This window comes from Bradyrhizobium diversitatis (assembly GCF_016031635.1).
Lineage (GTDB): Bacteria > Pseudomonadota > Alphaproteobacteria > Rhizobiales > Xanthobacteraceae > Bradyrhizobium > Bradyrhizobium diversitatis.
This window is the reverse complement of sequence record NZ_JACEGD010000011.1, coordinates 369,633-389,822: the sequence shown is the minus strand read 5'-3', so window position 1 is coordinate 389,822 and position 20,190 is coordinate 369,633. Positions and strand designations below refer to the sequence as shown.

At 64.1% G+C, this 20,190-nt stretch carries 19 protein-coding genes and 1 pseudogene; 8 read left to right on the top strand and 12 right to left on the bottom strand.

The window, feature by feature from the left end; translation table 11 throughout:
* Positions 1-47 precede the first annotated feature (47 nt).
* The 4 genes from H1B27_RS13910 to H1B27_RS13895 all read left to right on the top strand — a co-directional run bounded on the left by H1B27_RS13910 (position 48) and on the right by H1B27_RS13895 (position 2,211).
* On the top strand, positions 48-689 hold the full coding sequence (locus H1B27_RS13910; protein ID WP_197966428.1) for a hypothetical protein: 642 nt from the start codon (positions 48-50) through the stop codon (positions 687-689).
* Positions 686-1,477 (top strand): DUF1828 domain-containing protein, encoded by a 792-nt coding sequence (locus H1B27_RS13905; protein ID WP_197966427.1) that lies wholly within the window; start codon positions 686-688, stop codon positions 1,475-1,477. Before H1B27_RS13910 ends, H1B27_RS13905 begins: the two co-directional genes overlap by 4 nt.
* Positions 1,474-1,641 carry a hypothetical protein gene (locus H1B27_RS13900; protein WP_197966426.1) on the top strand — a complete coding sequence of 56 codons (168 nt, stop codon included), beginning with the start codon at positions 1,474-1,476 and terminating at the stop codon, positions 1,639-1,641. The genes H1B27_RS13905 and H1B27_RS13900 overlap by 4 nt, the downstream gene beginning before the upstream one ends.
* A gap of 144 nt (positions 1,642-1,785) precedes the next feature.
* Positions 1,786-2,211, top strand: coding sequence for a hypothetical protein (locus tag H1B27_RS13895; RefSeq protein WP_197966425.1), 426 nt, complete (start codon positions 1,786-1,788; stop codon positions 2,209-2,211).
* A gap of 499 nt (positions 2,212-2,710) precedes the next feature.
* Here the strand turns inward: H1B27_RS13895 and H1B27_RS13890 are convergent.
* A pseudogene (locus H1B27_RS13890) lies at positions 2,711-3,668 on the bottom strand (IS1595 family transposase).
* 126 nt (positions 3,669-3,794) lie between these two features.
* Between H1B27_RS13890 and H1B27_RS13885 the strand changes: the two are divergent.
* A complete protein-coding gene (locus H1B27_RS13885) occupies positions 3,795-6,074 on the top strand; it encodes a ComEC/Rec2 family competence protein (protein WP_197966424.1) in 2,280 nt (759 codons plus the stop codon).
* 124 nt (positions 6,075-6,198) lie between these two features.
* Here the strand turns inward: H1B27_RS13885 and H1B27_RS13880 are convergent, their stop codons facing one another.
* The 3 genes from H1B27_RS13880 to H1B27_RS13870 all read right to left on the bottom strand — a co-directional run bounded on the left by H1B27_RS13880 (position 6,199) and on the right by H1B27_RS13870 (position 9,204).
* Positions 6,199-6,633 (bottom strand): hypothetical protein, encoded by a 435-nt coding sequence (locus H1B27_RS13880; protein ID WP_027574385.1) that lies wholly within the window; start codon positions 6,631-6,633, stop codon positions 6,199-6,201.
* A 481-nt stretch (positions 6,634-7,114) separates the two neighbouring features.
* Positions 7,115-7,816, bottom strand: a complete 702-nt coding sequence (gene lexA, locus H1B27_RS13875) for a transcriptional repressor LexA (protein ID WP_028177622.1) — start codon at positions 7,814-7,816, stop codon at positions 7,115-7,117.
* A 176-nt stretch (positions 7,817-7,992) separates the two neighbouring features.
* Positions 7,993-9,204 carry a molybdopterin molybdotransferase MoeA gene (locus tag H1B27_RS13870; protein ID WP_197966423.1) on the bottom strand — a complete coding sequence of 404 codons (1,212 nt, stop codon included), beginning with the start codon at positions 9,202-9,204 and terminating at the stop codon, positions 7,993-7,995.
* A gap of 128 nt (positions 9,205-9,332) precedes the next feature.
* Between H1B27_RS13870 and H1B27_RS13865 the strand changes: the two genes are divergently transcribed.
* Both H1B27_RS13865 and H1B27_RS13860 read left to right on the top strand, forming a co-directional pair.
* Positions 9,333-9,560 (top strand): hypothetical protein, encoded by a 228-nt coding sequence (locus H1B27_RS13865; protein WP_061881437.1) that lies wholly within the window; start codon positions 9,333-9,335, stop codon positions 9,558-9,560.
* A complete protein-coding gene (locus H1B27_RS13860) occupies positions 9,557-9,850 on the top strand; it encodes a type II toxin-antitoxin system RelE/ParE family toxin (RefSeq protein ID WP_082822124.1) in 294 nt (97 codons plus the stop codon). The genes H1B27_RS13865 and H1B27_RS13860 overlap by 4 nt, the downstream gene beginning before the upstream one ends.
* Before the next feature lie 102 nt (positions 9,851-9,952).
* On the opposite strand, the gene H1B27_RS13855 is transcribed toward H1B27_RS13860, so the two are convergent.
* From H1B27_RS13855 to H1B27_RS13845, 3 genes are all read right to left on the bottom strand, one after another.
* Positions 9,953-10,159, bottom strand: coding sequence for a hypothetical protein (locus tag H1B27_RS13855; RefSeq protein ID WP_061881435.1), 207 nt, complete (start codon positions 10,157-10,159; stop codon positions 9,953-9,955).
* Positions 10,160-10,329: 170 nt separating this feature from the next.
* Positions 10,330-10,953 (bottom strand): HAD-IA family hydrolase, encoded by a 624-nt coding sequence (locus tag H1B27_RS13850; RefSeq protein WP_197966422.1) that lies wholly within the window; start codon positions 10,951-10,953, stop codon positions 10,330-10,332.
* Positions 10,954-10,981: 28 nt separating this feature from the next.
* On the bottom strand, positions 10,982-12,115 hold the full coding sequence (locus H1B27_RS13845) for an alpha-hydroxy acid oxidase (RefSeq protein ID WP_197966421.1): 1,134 nt from the start codon (positions 12,113-12,115) through the stop codon (positions 10,982-10,984).
* A gap of 306 nt (positions 12,116-12,421) precedes the next feature.
* Between H1B27_RS13845 and H1B27_RS13840 the strand changes: the two genes are divergently transcribed.
* Positions 12,422-13,759 carry a S41 family peptidase gene (locus H1B27_RS13840; protein ID WP_197966420.1) on the top strand — a complete coding sequence of 446 codons (1,338 nt, stop codon included), beginning with the start codon at positions 12,422-12,424 and terminating at the stop codon, positions 13,757-13,759.
* A gap of 74 nt (positions 13,760-13,833) precedes the next feature.
* On the opposite strand, the gene H1B27_RS13835 is transcribed toward H1B27_RS13840, so the two are convergent.
* The 5 genes from H1B27_RS13835 to trpD all read right to left on the bottom strand — a co-directional run bounded on the left by H1B27_RS13835 (position 13,834) and on the right by trpD (position 20,186).
* Positions 13,834-14,589, bottom strand: coding sequence for an SDR family oxidoreductase (locus H1B27_RS13835; protein ID WP_197966419.1), 756 nt, complete (start codon positions 14,587-14,589; stop codon positions 13,834-13,836).
* Between the two features lie 306 nt (positions 14,590-14,895).
* The gene (locus H1B27_RS13830) at positions 14,896-17,628 is read right to left on the bottom strand and encodes a bifunctional diguanylate cyclase/phosphodiesterase (protein ID WP_197966418.1); all 2,733 of its coding nucleotides are present in this window, start codon (positions 17,626-17,628) and stop codon (positions 14,896-14,898) included.
* A gap of 176 nt (positions 17,629-17,804) precedes the next feature.
* Positions 17,805-18,353: a cyclic pyranopterin monophosphate synthase MoaC gene (moaC, locus tag H1B27_RS13825; protein ID WP_197966417.1), complete on the bottom strand. Its 549-nt coding sequence runs from the start codon at positions 18,351-18,353 to the stop codon at positions 17,805-17,807.
* Between the two features lies 1 nt (position 18,354).
* On the bottom strand, positions 18,355-19,164 hold the full coding sequence (trpC, locus tag H1B27_RS13820) for an indole-3-glycerol phosphate synthase TrpC (RefSeq protein WP_197966416.1): 810 nt from the start codon (positions 19,162-19,164) through the stop codon (positions 18,355-18,357).
* 8 nt (positions 19,165-19,172) lie between these two features.
* Positions 19,173-20,186, bottom strand: a complete 1,014-nt coding sequence (gene trpD / locus H1B27_RS13815) for an anthranilate phosphoribosyltransferase (RefSeq protein ID WP_197966415.1) — start codon at positions 20,184-20,186, stop codon at positions 19,173-19,175.
* Between the last annotated feature and the right edge of the window lie 4 nt (positions 20,187-20,190).

Here is a 20,190-nt window from a genome sequence, read left to right as displayed (position 1 = left end):
GCCGCCTGTTCCCGATCTGTACCGCTATTCGCCCGGGGATTATAACCTTGACAAAGCATCCCCGCGATGTGGTAATTCCGCCTGTCGGGACTGATTTGGTCCCGGCTGGCGCGCCCGAATTTACGCTGTCCGACGCAATCAAGTCGGCGCTAACCTACCTGTGGTATGCTCCCTCGCATTGTTACGCGGGGGAGTTTCAATTGCGCCTGAAGGAGATTATTCGCGCCCCAAAATCCGAGATTGAAATCGGAAAGTGGCGCTCCGGGAAAGTTCCGAAGTCGGATTTCCCGCTGTTTAAGAACGCTTACAACCTTGGCTCTGCCTTCAAGTGGAATGTCATCACGTTCCAAGCGCTTGGGGCGGAATGTCGAGTGCTGGTGGTTTTCAACGCTGGCAAACAGAAATACGAAGCAATACTTGGTGTGATGGGCTCGCGCGGGATTATGCGCGTCCTATGCTCTTATGAATATCACGCGAGCGAGCCGGGCTGGCATTGTCACGCCACGCACGACGATTCCGAATCGCTATCGAACAGTTTCATGAGAGGGCCGTGGGTCAAGCGCATCCCGAGTGCCAAGAAGTTGCACAGACAGCCCAAGTTCGCGAAGTTTACGATAGGAGACGAAGTCGAGGCCCTACGATTCGCGTTGAGGCGCTACAAAATAGACCAAAAAGGTTCCCTGCTATGAACAAGGAAGAGATATGCAGGGCCTTCTGCAACGAGATTTCGGTTAAGGAAGTGCCCGCTGGACTAGCGGTTAGCACTGCATTTCGTCGCAGCGACGGAGATGCCGTATCTTTTTACATCGTCAAGGATTCGACGTTGCCGGGGTTGGTGCGCATCGAGGACGATGGCGAAACGATTCCCTACCTAGAAGCTTGCGGCGTAGATTTCACTACACAGACGCGCATGAAAGCCTTCCATGCTCTATTGAAGGAACATGGGGCTGATTTCGATGAGTCGGAATCCATCGTGCATACACCCGCCATGCGCCAAGAGGACGTGCCTGGGGCGGCACTTCGATTTGTGGCCTTGATGCTGAGGCTGGCGGATTTCCTGCTCTTACGAGAAGAGCATGTTGAAAGCACCTTCAAGGAAGATGCAGCTAGCCGCATCAAGGCTGCACTGGGAGATCGTGCGCGAATTTCTGAGAACGTATTGGTTAGTCCTCAGCTAACCGAGATTGCGCCAGATCTAATCATCAGGACTGACAAGCGCGATCCAGTCGCTGTATTTTTTGCGCAATCGGCACCTAGAGTGTATGAGGCCATCATTTTGCAGATGGCGGCCATTTACGAAGCAAGGCAAGCTCTATCTGTTATTGCGCTGTTGGAGACTGAGAACTCCATTTCTCGCGACATGCAGAAGAGGGCTTCAAATAGGCTCTCCGCGATAACCTTTTGGCGAGGTGATGAAGTCGCCTCGATTCAGCGCATTGAGCGTGAGGCTGTCGGTGCACAAGGATTGCTGCATTGAAGAAGAAGACAGACAAGCCAGTCGAAATTGAATTGCATCCCGACGCATGGGAGCGCTTCGAGCGCGCTGCTGAGGTGGTCGGTAAGAGCCCGCCGCAGCACCGGCAACGAGAGCCGGAAAAGTCGAAACCCGTAAAGCCACGGATAGGAACAAAAAAGGACTGATTCGCTGTCCACAGCGAGATCGCGGCGGGACCCATAGTCAACAACTTTAGTGCCATTTTCCCACGAATTAATTGCTGGCTGGCTCCTTGAAGCGCTGGCTTCCCGCCATACTATGAGTGAGTAGAGGAACCTGCGAGGGCCACCATGACTGCGACCACGCCCCTTGATAGTGAGATTCACCAGCTCGAAGCCGAGCTGGAACTCGACCCACGTTTCGTGCGCCTGAAACAACTCAGGAAGCTCCGCGAGGGCTATTTGGCCCTTCCGTCTGTCGCTCTTCCCGAACCCGAACATATTGATCCATACACCCTCGCGTCCGAGGGTATCCCTGCGCAACGCTCCGGCCGCCGGCGGTCGCCGGAGCGGGAGCTAGCCCTACAAGAGGCGCGCATGCTTCTGCGGGGCAAGACGGAGCCAACCAGGATCACAGAGATTGATGCACATCTGGAGGCAAGGGGCATCCGCCTCGGAGGCTCCGACCCGCTCAACAATCTCAGCGCGCTTCTTTCCGGATCGGGCGACTTCGTCGCGCATGGTCGCGCCGGATGGACGCTGGATCAGCCGCACTAGGGGGAGGATGGAATTACCCGGTCCAATCGCGGTCGAGATCGGGACAGTAATAGGCCGGGTCAAGTGGCTTCAACACTTGCCCGGCCAGACCGCAGACCGAAACGGACCTCGGTTGAGGTGACGCTAGAGCGCGGCTCACACTGCAAAGATAGCGACTCTGGCGCCATTTTCAACTGAGGTCTCCCAGCAATGCGCCACTAGGGAGACCTATCATGCGCGTCCAATACCCGTTGACTGCCCTAAAAGCTTCGTTTGCCAAATATCTCGTTGAGGTGAATGGCTGGAGCCAAACCAAAACTGCAATCTTCTTGGAACTTAACCAAGGCAGCGTGTCCCGCGCCGTGAATGGCAAGAGGCACGCGGGAGTGCCTCCGGTAGATCCATCGACGTACAAGCCGCCGTCGGCGCCGACGTCGTCATCATAAACTTCGTGAGGCGCCCCTGTCGGGCGCCTCATTTTTTCTTTGCCTTCAAACGAGCGAAGCGCCTCGCAAGCATCTTAATTTTTCGGGGCGTCTTTTTTGCCGTTAGGCCGTCGATAGGTCAGACGCTTGCCAACGATGCCCTTCGCCGCGATTTCAGCGCGGGTGTAAATCGTCAACGCCGAGCGCAACACGGTTGCTGTAACGGAAATCGAATTCAGCCAGATAGCGGTGCAGGTGCTTCTCGCCGCAGTGCTGATAGACCCCCTTCATGCCGCGCTTGAAGATGCTGTAGTAGCCCTCGACCGTGTTGGTCGAGATCACCTTATCGCCTTCACGGCGGACATATTCGTCCTTGCTATGCTTGACGCTGGAATGGTCCAGACCTTCGATATCGGCAATGATCTTGTAGGAAGCGGCTTCGTCCGTCATGAGCTGGGCCTCGCGGCTCAGGTTCTCGCGGATGATCGGCAGCAGATCGCCAGTGCGGACGCCGTCAACGTGGAAGCTGCGGGCCGAGCCGCCGCGCTCCACAAGCGTCATGACAACATTCTTGTGAGCCCATGCGGCTTTGCCCTTCTTCTGGCCTTCAAGACGACCGAAGAAAGTCTCGTCAACTTCAACGGCCTTGCCGCCGCTTCCCATCGGGGGGAGCAGGCCGCCAGTGCGCAGCGCCTCACGCAGGCGATGCATCATGAACCAAGTGGATTTGTAGCTGACGCCCAGCATGCGGTGCATCTGATGGGCGCTAATGCCCTTCTTGGATGCAGTCAGGAGGAACAGCGCAGCAAGCCACTTCGAGAGCGGGATTTTGGAGCGCTCGAAGACGGTCTTGACGGTCACGGTGAATTGCTCGCGGCAGGCCGCACACTGGTACAGACCCGGACGGTGAGCCTTGCCCTGAAGTGCCTTGATCTTGTCCTGATCGACATTGCCGCAGTGAGGGCAAACCGGGCCGTTCGGCCAAACCCGAGCCTCAAGCCATTCGCGGGCCTTGGTCTCATCGGTGAAGATCGGGTTCTGGAGGTTCGACATGGCAGGCAGCTCCTATGGGCTTCACTCTACCAATAAGTACTGCTTTGTCAAGGTTATAATCCCCATTCGCCCGGTCGCGCGTTCCGGTAGCCTCCGCACCCGTCGCGTATCGTAAGGTGCAGGGGAATGGCGGAGGCTGGCCGGCCAGTGCGCTCCCAGGGAGTTGCGGGGACGTGGCCGGTCGGCCGCGCCGCACCGGCTGGCGGCTTTGCGCCGGCGGGCCTTGGCATCTGGCCGGCAATCGTCGGAACGCTGCGCGAATGGGCCCGCGCCGAGGCCGGCCCCGGGAGGTTGTTGCCCTGGGTGCCAGTCGCCTTTGGTGGCGGCATCGCGCTGTACTTCGCCGCCGATCATGAGCCGGTGCTGTGGGTCGTTGCCGTGACCGCGGTCATGCTCGCGCTTGGCGCGGTCCTGCTGCGACGGAGCCGGCTGTTTGCCCTGGCGATCATGATCGCGGCGGTCGCGGCCGGTTTTGCCGTCGCGACCTGGAAGACGGCGCGCATCGCCCACACCGTGCTGGCCAAGCCGCTCTATTCGGTGTCGCTGTCGGGCTTCGTGGAGGCGCGCGACATCCGCGAGCGCACCGATCGTTTCGTGCTGCGCGTCAGCGCGATGGAGGCGCAGCGCAGCGACGTCAAGCTCGAGCGCGTGCGCCTGTCGGTGCGCAAGGGCACTGCGCCCGAGGTCGGCAGCTTCGTGCAATTGAAGGCGCGGCTGCTGCCGCCGATCTCGCCCGTGCGCCCCGGCAGCTACGATTTCTCGCGCGACATGTTCTTCCAGGGCATCGGCGCCTCCGGCTTCGTGATGGGCGCCATCACGGCCGCGCCGCCGCCGGATGCCGTCGGCTTGCGGCTGCGCTACGCGGCTTTCATGCAGGGCCTGCGCGATGCGATCGATGCCCGCATCCGTGCGACGCTCGAAGGCGACAATCGCGCGATCGCGACCGCGCTACTCACCGGGCGGCGCGATGCGATCACCGCGCCCGTGAACGACGCGATGTTCGTCTCGGGGCTCGGCCATGTGCTGTCGATCTCCGGCTATCACATGGCGGTCGTCGCCGGCGTCGTCTTCTTCGCGGTTCGCGCGCTGCTGGCGCTGATTCCGGGGCTGGCGGCCGGCTTCGCCATCAAGAAATGGTCGGCGGCCGCGGCGATGGTGGCGGCTGCGTTCTACCTGCTGCTGTCCGGCGCCGAGGTCGCGACGCAGAGATCGTTCTTCATGACGGCGGTGGTGTTGATCGCCGTGATGGTCGATCGCCGCGCCATCACGTTCCGGACGCTGGCGGTGGCCGCGCTGATCGTGCTCGCCGTCGCGCCCGAGGCGCTGGTTCATCCGAGTTTCCAGATGTCCTTTGCGGCAACCCTCGGGCTGGTGGCGCTGGTGCAGATCGGCATGCCGAACCTGCTGGCATCGCCCGATCATTCCGCAACGGCGCGGATCGCGCTGTGGGGCGGCCGCGAGATCGCGATGCTGTTCCTGGCCTCGTTGATCGCCGGGCTTGCGACCACGCCCTATGCCGCCTTCCACTTCCACCGCGTGACGCCATACGGCGTGCTCGCCAATCTCGGCGCGATGCCGGTGGTCTCGGCGCTGGTGATGCCGGCGGGGTTGCTGGGATTGCTCGCCGCGCCTTTCGGGCTCGACGGCGCGTTCTGGTGGCTGATGGGGATCGGGATCGAGTGGATGGTTGCGGTCTCGCGCTGGGTGGCGGCACTGCCGGGCGCAGTCGGCCGCATTTCCGCGTTCGGGATCGCGCCGCTGATCGCGGCGAGCCTCGGGATCATCGTGATGGGGCTGCTGCGCACGCCCCTGCGCTGGTCCGGTGCCGTGGTGCTGCTTGCCGCGATCCTCTGGGCGATGTCGGTGCGGCAGCCCGACATCCTGATTGCCGGGGATGGCGCGAGCGTCGCCGTGCGGGGCCGGGACGGGCGGCTGCATGTGATCCGCGCCAGCAAGGATGGCTTCCTGCTGAGGGAGTGGTTGGCCGCCGATGCCGATCCGCGCGATGCCGGCAGCGCCTCGTTGGCCGACGGTGTGTCGTGTGACGAGTCCGGCTGCGTGACGCCGCTCGCGGACGGACGGCTTGTCGCGTTGGCGTTGCGCATCGACGCTCTGGCTGATGATTGCAGCCGCGCCGCGCTGGTGGTGACCGCGCGGCCCACGCCGCCCGATTGCGCGGCGATGGTGGTCGACAGGCCGCGGCTCGCCAGTCAGGGTGCGCTGGCTCTGACGCAGAGTGGTGACGGCTTCTCGGTTCGGGCGGTGAGGGCGAGAGGCACAAGCCGCCCCTGGCTGCCGGCCGGCGCCGGCGAGGGGGATTTCGACGGCAGCCTTGCGCCGAAGACGGCCGTGCCCCGCAACCGGGACGCAACGCCATCGGAGATGGACTTGCAGGCGGACGATTGAGGAGCGATGCGGGGGAGGTCGGTCGGACGGGATCTCGCAGGACGCAAACCATACCATCTCGCCGGCCTCGGCCGGCGATGGCATTTCATTCCTGGCCCACGACCATCGGCCGGGGGCGACGACGTCAGCCGATCGGCAGGCGCGTGATCGTGGACCGCGTGTCGGCGACGATCTGCGGCTTGTGCTCGCGTTCGCCAACCGGCTGGGTCACCGGCAGCTGCAGCACGGTCGCGCGCTGGCCTTCGACGAGCTGTGTCACCAGCACGTATTTGCCGTCGGGGAATTCGATCGCGTCATGATGGCGATCGGGAATGTGCGGGTCGATCTTGCCGAACTTGCCGACGCGGGAGTTCACGGTGCGCGTCCAGATCCAGCGATTGTCGTAACGGACGTTGTCGGCGAAAGCGAGCTCCGTTCCCGGCAGCAAGCAGACCGCGACGGAGAGGTCGGCTTCGGAGGCGAAGCCGCGCGTCGACGTGCCACGGAAGGTTGTCGTGACGATCGTCTCGCCGACTTCGGCGGGGCGCGTCGCGACAGCATGCAGGCTGTAGTCACACATTGGGTGCTCCTCATGCGAAGATAGCAACCCGCACCTCTTTTGGAGGCGCAGGCCTCTATCAGGGTGGAAGCACGCAACGTTCTGCTTCGTTGTAGGCAAATCTGCGGCTGGGCGCCGCATGCCGCGATCACATTATCTTTCCCGGATTCGATAGGAACAAAACCGACGCCTGTGTATTCGGAAGGCGCGTGTCAGCGCCTCGTGGGCGCCGACCAGCCTGGGTATTGCCGCTCGCTTTTGCCGAATGGCGGTGCGATTGTATGGCGACGGCTTACATCGCCGATGCTGCGATCGGCGCCGTAACATCGTCCATGATAAGTCTGGCGCATCACGTGTCCTCGCACTCTCAGGCCGCGAAGCGATGATGCGTCGTATCGAGGTTGTGGCGCCGAAAGAGGGGGCCGGACAATCTGAGCAGAACCGGAAAAACCATCCAGCCGGAGCGGACAGCCATCCGCTCCAATCGATATCGAACGACCGCTCAGTACTTGCGGTAAAGCCCGATCAGCTTGCCCTGAATCTTCACGCGGTTCGGCGGAAGAATGCGGACCTCGTAGGCGGCGTTGGCGGGCTCGAGCGCGATCGAGGCCCCGCGGCGGCGGAAGCGCTTGAGCGTGGCCTCCTCGTCGTCGATCAGCGCCACCACGATGTCGCCGGTATCGGCGCTCTCGTTGCGCTGGATCAGCGCCATGTCGCCATCAAGGATGCCGGCCTCGACCATCGAATCGCCGCGCACTTCGAGCGCGTAGTGCTCGCCCGAGCCGAGCATGTCGGGCGGCACGCTGATGGTGTGGCTGCGCGTCTGCAACGCCTCGATCGGCGTGCCGGCCGCGATGCGGCCCATCACGGGCACGGCGACGGGACGCTCGCCCTCGTCCACAGGCGGGCTGGAGGTCGCGCGCACCTTGCCGAGATTGCCCTCGATGACGCTCGGCGTGAAGCCGCGGCGACTGCCGGCGGCGGCCTGCAGCTCGGGCAGCTTGATCACCTCGATGGCGCGGGCGCGGTTGGGCAGGCGGCGGATGAAGCCGCGCTCCTCGAGCGCAGTGATCAGGCGATGGATGCCCGACTTCGAGCGCAGGTCGAGCGCATCCTTCATCTCGTCGAAGGACGGCGGCACGCCGCTTTCCTTCAGACGTTCGCTGATGAATCGCAGAAGCTCGTATTGTTTGCGCGTCAACATCTCGACCAAAGTCCCCCGGTTGATGTCGTTCAAGTCCGAGACGAGGAAGTCAGCGATAAGCCGCTACATCCTCGAAACAAATCATGAACGGACACTATATGTTCGATATGTGTTCCGCAACTGCTTAATTTACGGTGAACAGAGCAAAGCTCGCGCGATGCGTGTGGCCATGCAGCTCAGGCGGGCAGGCGCAGCACCTCGCAAGGCGTGCCGGCCTCGGCCCTCGGCGCGAACGGTGCGCGCACGAGAAGTACCTCTGCCGCAGCGAGATTCGCAAGCAGAGAGGAGTCCTGATGGCTGACGGGAAGAGCGACGAGCGTGCCGTCGTCGCGCTGTTCCAGGCGCGCACGCAGATAATCCTCGCGCTGGTCATTGGCACCGAGATCGCGGCCCAGCACGGCGCGCTCGCGGCGATGATGGATCACTGAACGGCCCGACAGGGCGCGAATCAACGGCACCATGAACAGGAAGGCGCACACGTAGGACGACACGGGATTGCCGGGCAGGCCGATCACGCGCATTGCGCCGAGCCGTCCGTGCATCATCGGCTTGCCGGGCCGAATCGCGATCTTCCAGAACGCCATCGAGATGCCTTCGTCCTTGAGCGCCTGCTGGACCAGATCGTGGTCGCCGACCGAGGCACCACCGGTCGTGATCAGGATGTCGGCGCCGCTCTCCCGGGCGCGACGGATGCCGGCGGAAGTGGCCTCCAGCGTATCGGCGGCGACGCCGAGGTCGATGGTCTCGGCGCCCTCGCTGCGGGCGAGCGCGTGCAGGGCATAGCCATTGGAATAGACGATCTGGCCGTGTCCGGGCGTAGTGCCGGGCATCACCAGCTCGTCGCCGGTGGCGAGGATCGCAACCCTCGGACGGCGGCGGACGGCGAGATGCGCGTGATTCATTCCCGCAGCCAGCGCGAGATCGCGCTCGGTGAGACGGCTTCCCTCGCGGAGCAGCACGTCTCCCTCGCGGAAGTCGACGCCGGCGGGGCGAATGTGCCGACCGGGAATCGCGGCTTCCTTGATCGTGACGAGCTTGCCTTCCGCGACAGTGTCCTCCTGGATCACGACCGCATCGGCGCCGTCGGGAACGACGCCGCCGGTGAAGATCCGCACGGCTTCGCCGGGGCCGACCCTTCCCGCGAACGGACGACCCGCCGCGACCTCACCGACGACCGTCAGCCGGGAATCGATCGTTGCCGCGTCGGCCGCGCGCACGGCATAGCCGTCCATCGCCGACATCGCCTGCGGTGGCTGCGTGCGCCGCGCCGCGACATCGTGCGCGAGCACGCGATGGTAGGCCTCATTGAGGGAGACCATCTCTTCAGGCAGCGGCTCTGCATCCGCCAGCACCGCGGCAAGCGCGTCAGAAACCGGCATGAGGGCCACGGGCGAACTCCGCAACAAATCGGGACTGGGTCGGCATGGTTCTAGCCGAGCGGAGGAGCTGACGCAAAAGGCGGCGCTCAGTCGAAGACGCACTTCCTTTCGGCGCAAGGTCGGCTTAACTTATACTGATGACAAAATTGCTCGAAAAGGCGCTCCAAGCCGTGCGGCAGCTTCCTGCGGATAGCCAGGATGAGATCGCGCGCGCGATGTTGGCTCTGACCGGCAACGCAGGGGAGCCCGAGGAAATCGATCCCAGCCATCTTCCGGCGGTCCTTGAGGGGCTCGCACAAGCGAACCTCCGGCAGTTTGCGTCTGATACCGAGGTCGAAGCCGCGTTTCGCCGCTTCGAGGGATGAAGCTCAGATTCACACCACGCGCAGCCCAAGATCTGATTAGCATTGCCGACTATGTCAGAGAGCGCAGCCCGCGAGGCGCGTTACGCGTGCGTGCTGCGATCCTTGAATCGCTTCAAAATCTCGTTCGCTTTCCGCGGCTTGGGAGACCACAGAAGGTCGAGGGCGTACGCAAGCTGGTGACGCGGCGGTACCCTTATCTGGCTTATTACCGGCTGGACGAAGAAGCTGGCGAAATCGTCATTCTCACAATCCAGCATCCCGCGCAGGAACGCGAGCACTCGGACGTCTGAGGTGACTCAAATCCGCCGGGGCATGATCCGGAAGGCGAGACAGACCGGCACGAGGATGGCCGTGGCGAGGACGAGAATGACGAGCGCCACGGCCAACATCGGTCAACGTCCTGTCGGATCGCTCGGACCGACGTCCGATGCCACGTCGGGAGCTCTAGGATCCTGATCCTTGTCGGGCAGCGGATCGGCCTGGGACTTCAGGTCGGCCGCCTTGCTGATCAGCTTGGCGGAAAGATCAGAATCCGAGGTGGTTCTGGCGAATTCAAGCAGGAGAGAGGCCTGCTTGGTGAGATAGGTTTTGCCCAGCACGTCGATCCGTCCGATGTAGAAATCCCAACCGACTCATGAGTCCGAAGGGTGGTATTCCGTTCCCGGAACTCCGTACAAAAATGCACAGAGGCGTTGGGTTCCTCATCTCCTGCAATTGAGTTCCGGAAACCAAGGGGCGCTGCAGACATCTCGCGGCACCCCGGTTGGCGTCAGATCCCAAGCGCCCTCAATGCGTTCCCGACGTCGCCGGGCGACGTCACGTGCACGGCGTTCAAACCTCGCGCCCGCGCGCCCTCGATGTTCTCCGCGAGGTCGTCGAAGAACACGATACGACCGGCCGGCACGCCGATCGCGGCGACGACGTGGTCGAACGCCTCCGCGTCCGGTTTGCGCAGGCCGATGCTGGACGACAGATACAGCTCGCGGAAATGGCCGAGCAGGCCGGCATATTCCTTCGAAAAATAGTCAACGTGCGGCCGATTGGTGTTGGAGAAGGCATAGAGCGGCATCTGCTTCGCCGCGCGCGGCAACAGCTCGGCGATGTCGGGCATCTCGCCTGCGAAGATCGCGTTCCAGCCTTCCAGGAACTGCGCATCCGAGATGCCGATTCCGAGCGACGCGCGCAGCGAGCCGAAATAATCCTCGTCGCTGATCTTGCCCATCTCGTGCAGGCGGTAGGCCTCGTCACGCACATAGCGCGCGACGATCGCCTCGGGCTCGCAGCCGGCATGTCCCGCCCAGCAGGCGATCGCCTTGGAGAAGTCGATGTCGAGCACGACGCGCCCGAGATCGAACAGCAGCGCATCCGCGCTGCCGGGAGAGAGCGATGTCATTGCGTCCTTTTCACTTCAGTATGGCAAGTCAGTAACGATAAGGCTCATGATCGAACAGCGGGAACGCGCTGAACACGCTGGGGGCGTTGGTGGCGGTTGCCGGATGCAGGCAGGATTTGTCGATCTCGGCGAATGAGGTGGCGCCCAGGAGGCCAAGGCAGCGCAGCACCTCGTCCTCGAGCAGTTCCAGCATCCGGGTGACACCGGCTTCGCCCGCTGCCGCCAGCGCCCAGCATTGCAGCCGGCCGATGCCGACGAGGTCCGCGCCCGCCGCGATCGCCTTGACGATGTCGGTGCCGCGGCCGAAGCCGCCGTCGACCATGATCTTGGCGCGGCCCTTCACGGCATCGACGATCTCGGGCAGCACATGCATGGCGCCGCGGCCGTGGTCGAGCTGGCGGCCGCCATGGTTGGAGACGTAGATCCACTCGACGCCGTGATCGAGCGCGATCAGCGCGTCTTCTGCCGTGGCAATGCCCTTGAGGATCAGCGGTATTTTGAACTTGTCCTTGATCATCTTCACGGTCCGCCATTCCAGGCCCTTCTGGAAATCGCCGCCGGTGGCGCGCAGACGACTCTCGCGAACGTAGCGCTTGGCGATGTCGCGTTCACGACGGCTGTAATGGGCGGTGTCGACGGTCAGGCAGAAGGCGGCATAGGCGTTCTTCTCGGCCCGGCTGACGACATCGGCGACGAAGGCATCGTCGCCGCGGACATAAAGCTGATAGAGGCGCAGCGCGTCGGGCGCGGCTTCGGCGGTCTTCTCGAGTCCTGGCTCGGATACCGAGCTCAGCATGTGCGCCGCACCGAAAGTGCCGGCGGCGCGTGCCACGCTTGACGCGCCATCCGGATCGAAGATCTCGAGGGCGCCGACCGGGGCGAGCACCACCGGCAGGCGCATCCTGCGGCCGAATTGATCGACCCCTCCGTCGACCTTGCGGACATCGCGCAGCACGCGCGGGCGGAAGGCGATCTCGTCCAGCGCCATGCGGTTGCGGCGCATTGTGGTCTCGGTCTCGGCCGCGCCGACGATGTAGTCCCAGGCGTTCTGGTTCAGGTTGGCGCGCGCTTTCCGGATGAACTCGTGCAGGTTCTGGAACAGCTCGTTGCTGGCGCCGAGTTCGACGTTCCTTTCAGGCCGGATGCGGGGCGCTTCGTTCATTGTTGTCCTCCCGAGAATTTGAAGTCTTATTGCCATCGCCTATCGCGTCCGGCTCTGCAAAACCATCCTAAAATCGCATAGCTGCGAGGCGTGGGCGGCCCGACCGGTTTCCGCTTCGCGCGAAACACTCGGAACGTTGCCAAAAGTTTAGGCCAAGGCGAAGGGATTTCTTCGTATACCCGCCAGCGTGGTATCCCGGCCTTGAAGAAACCGGAATGGTATTGTGAGAAGTGGGCTGGATCGCCATTTGCTGTGCATGGCGCTCCCAACCCGAAGAGAACCGCCAAGCAAAAGGCTACGTGATCCATGCGGAAAACCCTGCTGTTCCCCCTCGGCGCGCTCACCGGAGCGTGTCTGACTCTTCTGGTAGCCGGCCCGCACAGCGGAGTATGGGCGGCGCGGGCAGCAGCGACCGCGGACGATGCCTATTCCCAGCTCAATTTGTTCGGCGCGGTGTTCGAGCGGGTCAAGGCCAGCTATGTCGAGAAGCCCGACAACGCCAAGCTGATCGAGGGCGCGATCACCGGCATGGTGACCTCGCTCGATCCGCACTCGCGCTACATGAACGCCAAGGCCTGGACCGAGATGCAGGAGACCACCTCCGGCGAGTTCGGCGGGCTCGGCATCGAGGTCACCATGGAGGATGGCCTCGTCAAGGTGGTCTCGCCGATCGACGATACGCCGGCCTCGAAGGCCGGCATCATGTCAGGCGACCTCATCAGCAAGATCGACGGCGAGGCGGTACAGGGCATGACGCTCGAGCAGGCCGTCAACAAGATGAAGGGCCCGGTCGATACCAAGACCAAGCTCACCATCGTGCGCAAGGGCGCGGACGCACCGCTCGACGTTTCGATCACGCGCGAAATCATCCATGTGCGCCCGGTGCGCTTCCACGTCGAGAACGGCGACATCGGCTATATCCGCGTCACCTCTTTCAACGAGCAGACCACCGACGGCCTGAAGAAGGCGATCGCGTCGATCTCCAAGCAGGTCCCGGCGGAGAAGCTCGCAGGTTACGTGATGGATCTGCGCAACAATCCGGGTGGACTGCTCGATCAGGCCGTGTCGGTGTCGAGCGCCTTCCTGCAGCGGGGCGAGGTCGTCTCGACCCGCGGCCGCAATGCGGACGAGACTCAGCGTTTCACCGCACATGGCGGCGATCTCACCAAGGGCAAGCCGCTCGTGGTCCTGATCAATGGCGGATCGGCCTCGGCCTCGGAGATCGTGGCCGGCGCGCTGCACGACCACAAGCGGGCGACGCTGATTGGCACGCGCTCGTTCGGCAAGGGCTCCGTGCAGACCATCATTCCGCTCGGCTCCGGCAATGGCGCGCTCGCGCTGACCACGGCGCGATACTACACGCCGTCGGGCCGCTCGATCCAGGCTCAGGGCATCGCGCCCGACATCGAGATCCTCCAGGACGTGCCGCCCGAGCTGAAGGGCCGGATGGACACCATGGCGGAATCCCAGATGCGCGGCCATCTGTCGGCTTCCGACGGCACCGAGCAGACCGGATCGCAGTCCTATGTCCCGCCGGAAGAGAAGGACGACAAGGCCCTGCACGCAGCGTTCGACTTCCTCCACGGCGTTACGGCAAATGCCGTCGCTGCCAAGCCTGCGACGAAGGCTGCAGTGCCGAACTAGACCCTGCGAGATCCCCAGACATCGATCGCCCGGGAGTGGATGACCCCTCCCGGGCGAATTCGTTTTGGGTTGTCTCAGCTCGGGTTCATGGCGGCGAAGGTCGTCTCGTAGCGGCCCTCACGCTCGGCCCATCGACGAGCGCGGTCGCGTTCGACAAGCACTTCATCGCGGGGATGAACCCGCAGCTCTAGCAATTGCATGACCTCTGCGATGTAGGCTGGCAACGGCATCGCGCGCTCATCGCTTGCCTGCCGCGCGCCGGTAAGCTCGGTCTGGACATAGGGCGGTGCGAGCTCCAGCACCTCGACCGGAATCCTGCGGAGCTGATGCCGCAGCGATTGCAGCCAGGAATGCAGGAACGCCTTGCTGGCGCAGTAGGTCGGGAAGTCGGCGCGCGGCACAAAGGCGAGATTCGAGCCGGTTGCGATGATCGTAGCGTTCTGCTGCTTTTTCACCGCCGGCAGGAACGCCGCCGTCACGCGCAGCACGCCGAGAATGTTGGTCTCGACGATCGCCTCCGCGTCGGAGGTGTTCCAACCATCATCGGTCATGTCCTCCGCTCGCGAGATGCCAGCGTTGGCGATCAGCACGTTGAGCTCGGGAAATCGTGCGCGCATGTCGGCCGACAGGCGCGGCAGGCTCGATGGATCGTCGAGGTCGAGCGGCATGCCGATCAGGCCGGGGCGCCCAGCCGTGATCTGATCAAGCAGGGCTTGCCGTCGCCCCGTCACGATGACGCGGTTGCCGCGATCGTGAAAAGCCTTGGCGAGCGCACGGCCGATGCCGCTGGTGCCGCCCGTGACGAGAATCGTGTTGCCAGTCATCTTCATGGTGTTGCCTTTCGATTGAAAAGGCCACGGCAACCCTCGAAATCCTCATGGCGAGCCATCCGACAAGACAGCCGGCATCGCGGCATTCGTGCCGGATTCGGCATCTTGAACGGGTAGGCGTCCGCAAACAGGAGGTGTGATGGCATGACCGTGGCGTCTCGTGAATCGAGATCTCCCTGCTGGGATCCTCTCGACAAAGGACGCGTTGGATGACGGTAACGCCTACGGCAGCGGCATCACAGCGGCTGCAAGAGTGGAAATACTTGGACCCAGCGTAACCGTCAAGCGCGATGGGTCGCGGAGGACCTAGCTTGCCTCGCGGCGGCGGCCTTCACTGCCTTCGCGCCGGGCGAGCCGGCTGCGGTGCAGCGCGAACAGCTCCAGCATCTTGTCGGCCGGCTTGGCGGCGCTGAACAGATAGCCCTGCATCTCGGAGCAGCCGAGCGTGCGAAGCAGGCGGCGCTGCTCCTCGGTCTCGACGCCCTCGGCCGTGGTGGTCATGCGGCGGGAGGTCGCCAGGTTGACGACGGCCTGAACGATGCTGGCGGAGCCGTCGGGGCGTGCGATGTCGTCGACGAAGCAGCGGTCGATCTTGATCTTGTCGAAGGGGAAGCGGTGCAGATAGCTCAGGGATGAGTAGCCGGTGCCGAAATCGTCGAGCGCGATGCGCACGCCGATGGCTCGGAGCTGGTGCAGGATCGCGAGCGCGGCATCGTCGTCGCGGATCAGGACTGCTTCGGTGATCTCGAGCTCGAGCCGGCTCGCCGGCAGGTTCGACGCGGCGAGCGCCGCCATGATCTTCAGCGCCAGCGTGCCGCTCTTGAACTGCACCGGCGAGACGTTGACGGCGAGGCGGATGTCGTCGGGCCAGGTGGCCGCGTCCCGGCACGCGGTCGCCAGCACCCATTCGCCGATCTCGTTGATGAGGCCGGTGTCCTCGGCGATCGGGATGAATTCGGCCGGCGAGACCATGCCGCGCTCGGGATGACGCCAGCGCACCAATGCCTCGCAGCCGGTGATGCGGTCATCCTTCAGGCCGAGGCAGGGCTGGTAATGAACCTCGAGCCCGCCTTCGAACCCGCCTTGGGCGATGGCGTGGCGCAGGTCGCTCTCGAGCTGACGGCGCTCGCGGACCCTGGTGTCCATCTCCGGCTCGAAGAAGCGGTAGGTGCGGCGTCCGGCGGACTTCGCCGCGTACATCGCCATGTCCGCGTTCTTGAGGATCTGGTCCAGCACCGTTCCGTGTTCCGGCGCAAGCGCAATGCCGATGCTGGCGTCGGTGGTGAGATGATGGCCCATGCAGTCGAACGGCGTGCGGATGGTCTCGAAGACTCGCGCGACGAGTTCGTCGACCTGGTCCGGCGACATCACCGCGCTCTGCACGATGGCGAATTCGTCGCCACCGAGTCGCGCCACGAAGTCCGCCGGGCCTGCACAGCGCTGGAGGCTCGCGGCTACCGATTTCAACAGCTCGTCGCCGACGAGATGGCCGAGCGCGTCGTTGACGCCCTTGAACTCGTCGATGTCGATGTAATGCACCGCGACCTGCTCGCCGTCGCGGATCGCGGCCAGCTCTTGCCGCAGATGCTCGTGGAACATGGCGCGGTTGGGCAGATCCGTGAGCGCGTCGTAATGGGCGAGGTGGGTGATGCGCTCCTCGATGCGACGGCGCTCCGTGATGTCCTCATGGGTCGCCACCCAGCCGCCATCCGCGAGCGGTTCGTTGAGGATGTGGATCGAGCGGCCATCGGCGGTATCGACCACCATGGAGTTGCGGAGATGAATGTCCTTCAGGACGCGCGCGACGTAGGCGTCGACGTCGCCGGTGAACGAGCCGGTCGCCTTGCGATGAGCGATGATGTCGCGGAAACGGGAGCCGGGCTTCACGACCTTGGCCGACAAACCGTACATCTCGAGATAGCGCTGGTTGCAGACCACGAGCCGCTGCTCGGCGTCGAACAGCAAGAGGCCTTGCGTCATGTTGTTGACGGCGCGGTCGAGCCGCTGTTTCTCCAGCGTCAGCCGTTCGCGCGAAAGGCGGTGCTGCTCCAGCAGCTTGCGCACGATCGCAATCAGCACGCCTGCGATGGCGAGCGCGGAAGAGGCGGCGACCGAGATCAGGATGCCGATCTGTTCCCGCCAGTCGGTCAGGGCCGCCGCGCGCGTCGTGCTGGCCATCATCAGGATCGGGAAGTGCGGCAGGGCACGCGCCGAGATCAGCCGGTCCTCGCCGTCGACGGGGCTCGTGAAGCGGCCGGCGAAGTGATCGAGGCCGAAAATCCTCTGATGTGCGAACGAACCGGTCTTGAAATTACGTCCCATCAGTTCGCTGGAATGGGGATAACGGGCGAGCAGCGTGCCGTCGCGATGCAGCATCGAGATCGTCGCGCCTTCGCCGAGCACGACGGAGGCGAAGAATTTCTCGAAGTTGGCTGGTTCGATGCCGCGTCCGACGACACCGAGGAACTCGCCGCTGGGCCCGACGATCTTCCGGGCCACCAGGATGGTCCATGCGCCCGAGACGCGGCTATGCAGCGGCTCGATCAGGACATCAGGCGAAAAGGGATCGTATTTGAAGGTGCGGAAGTAGGCGCGATCGGCCACGTTCACCTTGGGAGCCGGCCATGCCGTCGACGAATTGATCAGATTGCCTTCGGCATCGGTGACGTTGACGCCGCCGATGTAGGGCAGCGCCTCGATCTTCGACCGCAGCATCCGGTGGACGTCCTCGCCCGAAAGGCGCTTGCGATAGTCTTCCCCGGTCGTGATTCCGATCGAACGGACGTGGTCGACGAAATCCTTCTGGATGACCGCGAAATCCTGCAACTGCTGATCGAAATGATGAGCGAGCAGCAGCACGGTGTTTTCCAGCTCGCGGCCGGAGTTGCGCAGCGCCCGCTCGCGGAAATTCTGCGCCATCAGGACAGAGCCGATGGCGATGGCCGCGATCAGCAGCGTGCCGCCCACCACCAGCCAGCGGATCGGTCCGCCGCGCACGAAGGCTTGGTCAAAGAGGCGACTGCCGAATTTCGTCATCATGCTGGATCATTGCCGGGCACACCTCAGGATCAATTCTTGGCCCTGGAAACATCCGTTGGTTTACGGGAACGGTGTGGAGGCAAAGTTAGGAAGCGCGGTTAACGCAACATGAAAGGCCGCGCTCAAAAGCAATCGATGTGCGCCGCGCGAGAGGCGGTTCGCCGCAGCAAGCGGTTTCAGGCGCGGTAGTGGCCGGATTTGCCGCCGAGCTTCTCGACCAGGTGGATGTCTTCGATGCGCACGCCGCGCTCGACCGCCTTGATCATGTCGTAGATGGTGAGGCAGGCGACCGAGACCGCCGTGAGCGCCTCCATCTCGACGCCGGTCGGTCCGGTCACCTTCACGCTGGCCCGTACCACGCAGCCCGGCAGCTTGGCGTCAGGCTCGATATCGACGATGACCTTCGACAGCGCGAGCGGATGACAGAGCGGGATCAGCTCCGAGGTGCGCTTGGCGGCCATGATGCCGGCGATACGCGCGGTGCCGAGCACGTCGCCTTTCTTGGCGTTGCCGGATACGATCAGGTCGAGCGTCGCCCTGGTCATGACGACGCGGCCTTCCGCGACAGCAAGCCGCTCGGTCGCGGGCTTGTCCGAGACGTCGACCATCCGCGCCTCGCCGGAGGCGCCGATATGGGTGAGGGCGGGGCCGACCTTGGATTTGGCCGGCTTCGTCCTGGCTGGCCTCGTCTTGGCTGGCCTCGTCTTGGCTGGCTTGCGCGCCATATCAGCGCGTGCCCATCGTGTTGCGCGCGAGCAGCGCGCGCGTCGCCGCAGCGACGTCGGCCTGCCGCATCAGGCTTTCACCGACGAGGAACGTCGCTATGCCGACGCGCTCGAGCCGGGCGAGATCTTCTGGCGTGAAGATACCGCTCTCGCCGACCATCAGTCGGTCCCGAGGGATCAGCGGCGCCAGCGCCTCGCTGGTCGCAAGCGTGGTCTCGAAGGTGCGCAGGTTGCGGTTGTTGACGCCGATCATCGGCGACCGCAGCTTCAGCGCCCGCTCGAGCTCGGCGCGGTCATGGATCTCGATCAGGACGTCCATGCCATGGGCGACGGCGGCGTCTTCGATATCCCTCGCGGCGGCATCATCGAGCGCCGCCATGATGATCAGGATGCAGTCGGCGCCGTGCGCGCGGGCCTCGACCACCTGATAGGTGTCGAACATGAAATCCTTGCGCAGCACCGGCAGTGACGTTGCCGCGCGCGCCGCCACCAGGAAGTCGAGATGGCCCTGGAACGAGGGCGTATCCGTCAGCACCGACAGACAGGCCGCGCCGCCCGCCTCATAGGCTCTTGCGAGTGCCGGCGGGTCGAAATCGGCGCGGATGAGACCCTTGGAGGGCGAGGCCTTCTTGATCTCGGCGATCAGCGCGTAGTCGCCGTTGGCAACCTTGCTCTTGATCGCGCGGAGGAAACCACGCGGCGTGGATGCGGCCTTGGCTTGCGCCTCCACGGCGGAGAGCGGACGCGTCCGCTTCGCTGCCGCGATCTCCTCGCGCTTATAGGTCTCGATCTTGGTCAGGATGTCGGGCATGCGGGAGTTCAGCTGTTGGAGACTGCGACCAGGTGCTTCAGCTTCGCGTTGGCCGCGCCGCTGTCGATCGAGCGGGCGCCGATCGCGACGCCCTCCTTGAGGTCCTTGGCGCGGCCGGCCACGACCAGCGCGGCCGCGGCGTTGATCAGCGCCACGTCGCGATAGGGGCTCGGCTTGCCGTCGAGCACGCTTTGCAGCGCGATCGCATTGGCATCGGCGTCACCGCCCCTGAGCGCGCCGGCCTCGCAACGCGACAGTCCGGCCTCCTCGGGCGTCACCTCGAAATTCCGGATCTCGCCATTGTGGAGCGCGGAGACGAAGGTCGGGCCGGTGAGGGTGATCTCGTCGAGGCCGTCGGAGCCATGCACGACCCAGGCGGATTCCGAGCCGAGGTTCTTCAGCACCTGCGCCAGCGGCTGCACCCATTGCCTGGAGAAAACGCCGACCATCTGCCGCTTCACGCCGGCCGGATTGGACAGGGGGCCGAGCAGGTTGAAGATCGTGCGCGTGGCAAGTTCGACCCGGGTCGGGCCGACGTTCTTCATCGCGGGGTGGTGGGCGGGAGCGAACATGAAGCCGATGCCGCATTCGCGCACGCAGCGTCCGACCTGCTCCGGCTTCAGGTCGATCTTCACCCCGAGCGAGGCCAGCACGTCGGCGGCGCCCGAGCGCGACGACAGCGCGCGGTTGCCGTGCTTGGCGACCGGCACGCCGGCGCCCGAGACGATGAAGGAGGCGCAGGTCGAGACGTTGACCGAGCCGGAGCCGTCGCCGCCGGTGCCGACGATGTCGACGGCTTCGGGCGGCGCCGTCACGGTCAGCATCTTGGAGCGCATCGCAGAAACGGCGCCGGTGATCTCGTCCACGGTCTCACCGCGCACGCGCAGCGCCATCAGCAGCCCGCCCATCTGCGATGGCGTGGCCTCGCCCGACATCATGGCGTCGAAGGCGGAAGCGGCTTCGTCACGCGACAGGCTGGCGCCGGTCGCCACTTTTCCAATGATCGATTTCAGGTCGTCCATCGCG

Bases quoted from the DNA above. Each gene is read 5' to 3' on its own strand.
- H1B27_RS13905 (WP_197966427.1), top strand. From the start codon at position 686: ATGAACAAGGAAGAGATATGCAGGGCCTTCTGCAACGAGATTTCGGTT.
- H1B27_RS13895 (WP_197966425.1), top strand. From the start codon at position 1,786: ATGACTGCGACCACGCCCCTTGATAGTGAGATTCACCAGCTCGAAGCC.
- H1B27_RS13885 (WP_197966424.1), top strand. From the start codon at position 3,795: ATGGCGGAGGCTGGCCGGCCAGTGCGCTCCCAGGGAGTTGCGGGGACG.
- H1B27_RS13880 (WP_027574385.1), bottom strand. From the start codon at position 6,633: ATGTGTGACTACAGCCTGCATGCTGTCGCGACGCGCCCCGCCGAAGTC.
- lexA (WP_028177622.1), bottom strand. From the start codon at position 7,816: ATGTTGACGCGCAAACAATACGAGCTTCTGCGATTCATCAGCGAACGT.
- H1B27_RS13865 (WP_061881437.1), top strand. From the start codon at position 9,333: ATGACAAAATTGCTCGAAAAGGCGCTCCAAGCCGTGCGGCAGCTTCCT.
- H1B27_RS13860 (WP_082822124.1), top strand. From the start codon at position 9,557: ATGAAGCTCAGATTCACACCACGCGCAGCCCAAGATCTGATTAGCATT.
- H1B27_RS13850 (WP_197966422.1), bottom strand. From the start codon at position 10,953: ATGACATCGCTCTCTCCCGGCAGCGCGGATGCGCTGCTGTTCGATCTC.
- H1B27_RS13845 (WP_197966421.1), bottom strand. From the start codon at position 12,115: ATGAACGAAGCGCCCCGCATCCGGCCTGAAAGGAACGTCGAACTCGGC.
- H1B27_RS13840 (WP_197966420.1), top strand. From the start codon at position 12,422: ATGCGGAAAACCCTGCTGTTCCCCCTCGGCGCGCTCACCGGAGCGTGT.
- H1B27_RS13835 (WP_197966419.1), bottom strand. From the start codon at position 14,589: ATGAAGATGACTGGCAACACGATTCTCGTCACGGGCGGCACCAGCGGC.
- H1B27_RS13830 (WP_197966418.1), bottom strand. From the start codon at position 17,628: ATGATGACGAAATTCGGCAGTCGCCTCTTTGACCAAGCCTTCGTGCGC.
- moaC (WP_197966417.1), bottom strand. From the start codon at position 18,353: ATGGCGCGCAAGCCAGCCAAGACGAGGCCAGCCAAGACGAGGCCAGCC.
- trpC (WP_197966416.1), bottom strand. From the start codon at position 19,164: ATGCCCGACATCCTGACCAAGATCGAGACCTATAAGCGCGAGGAGATC.
- trpD (WP_197966415.1), bottom strand. From the start codon at position 20,186: ATGGACGACCTGAAATCGATCATTGGAAAAGTGGCGACCGGCGCCAGC.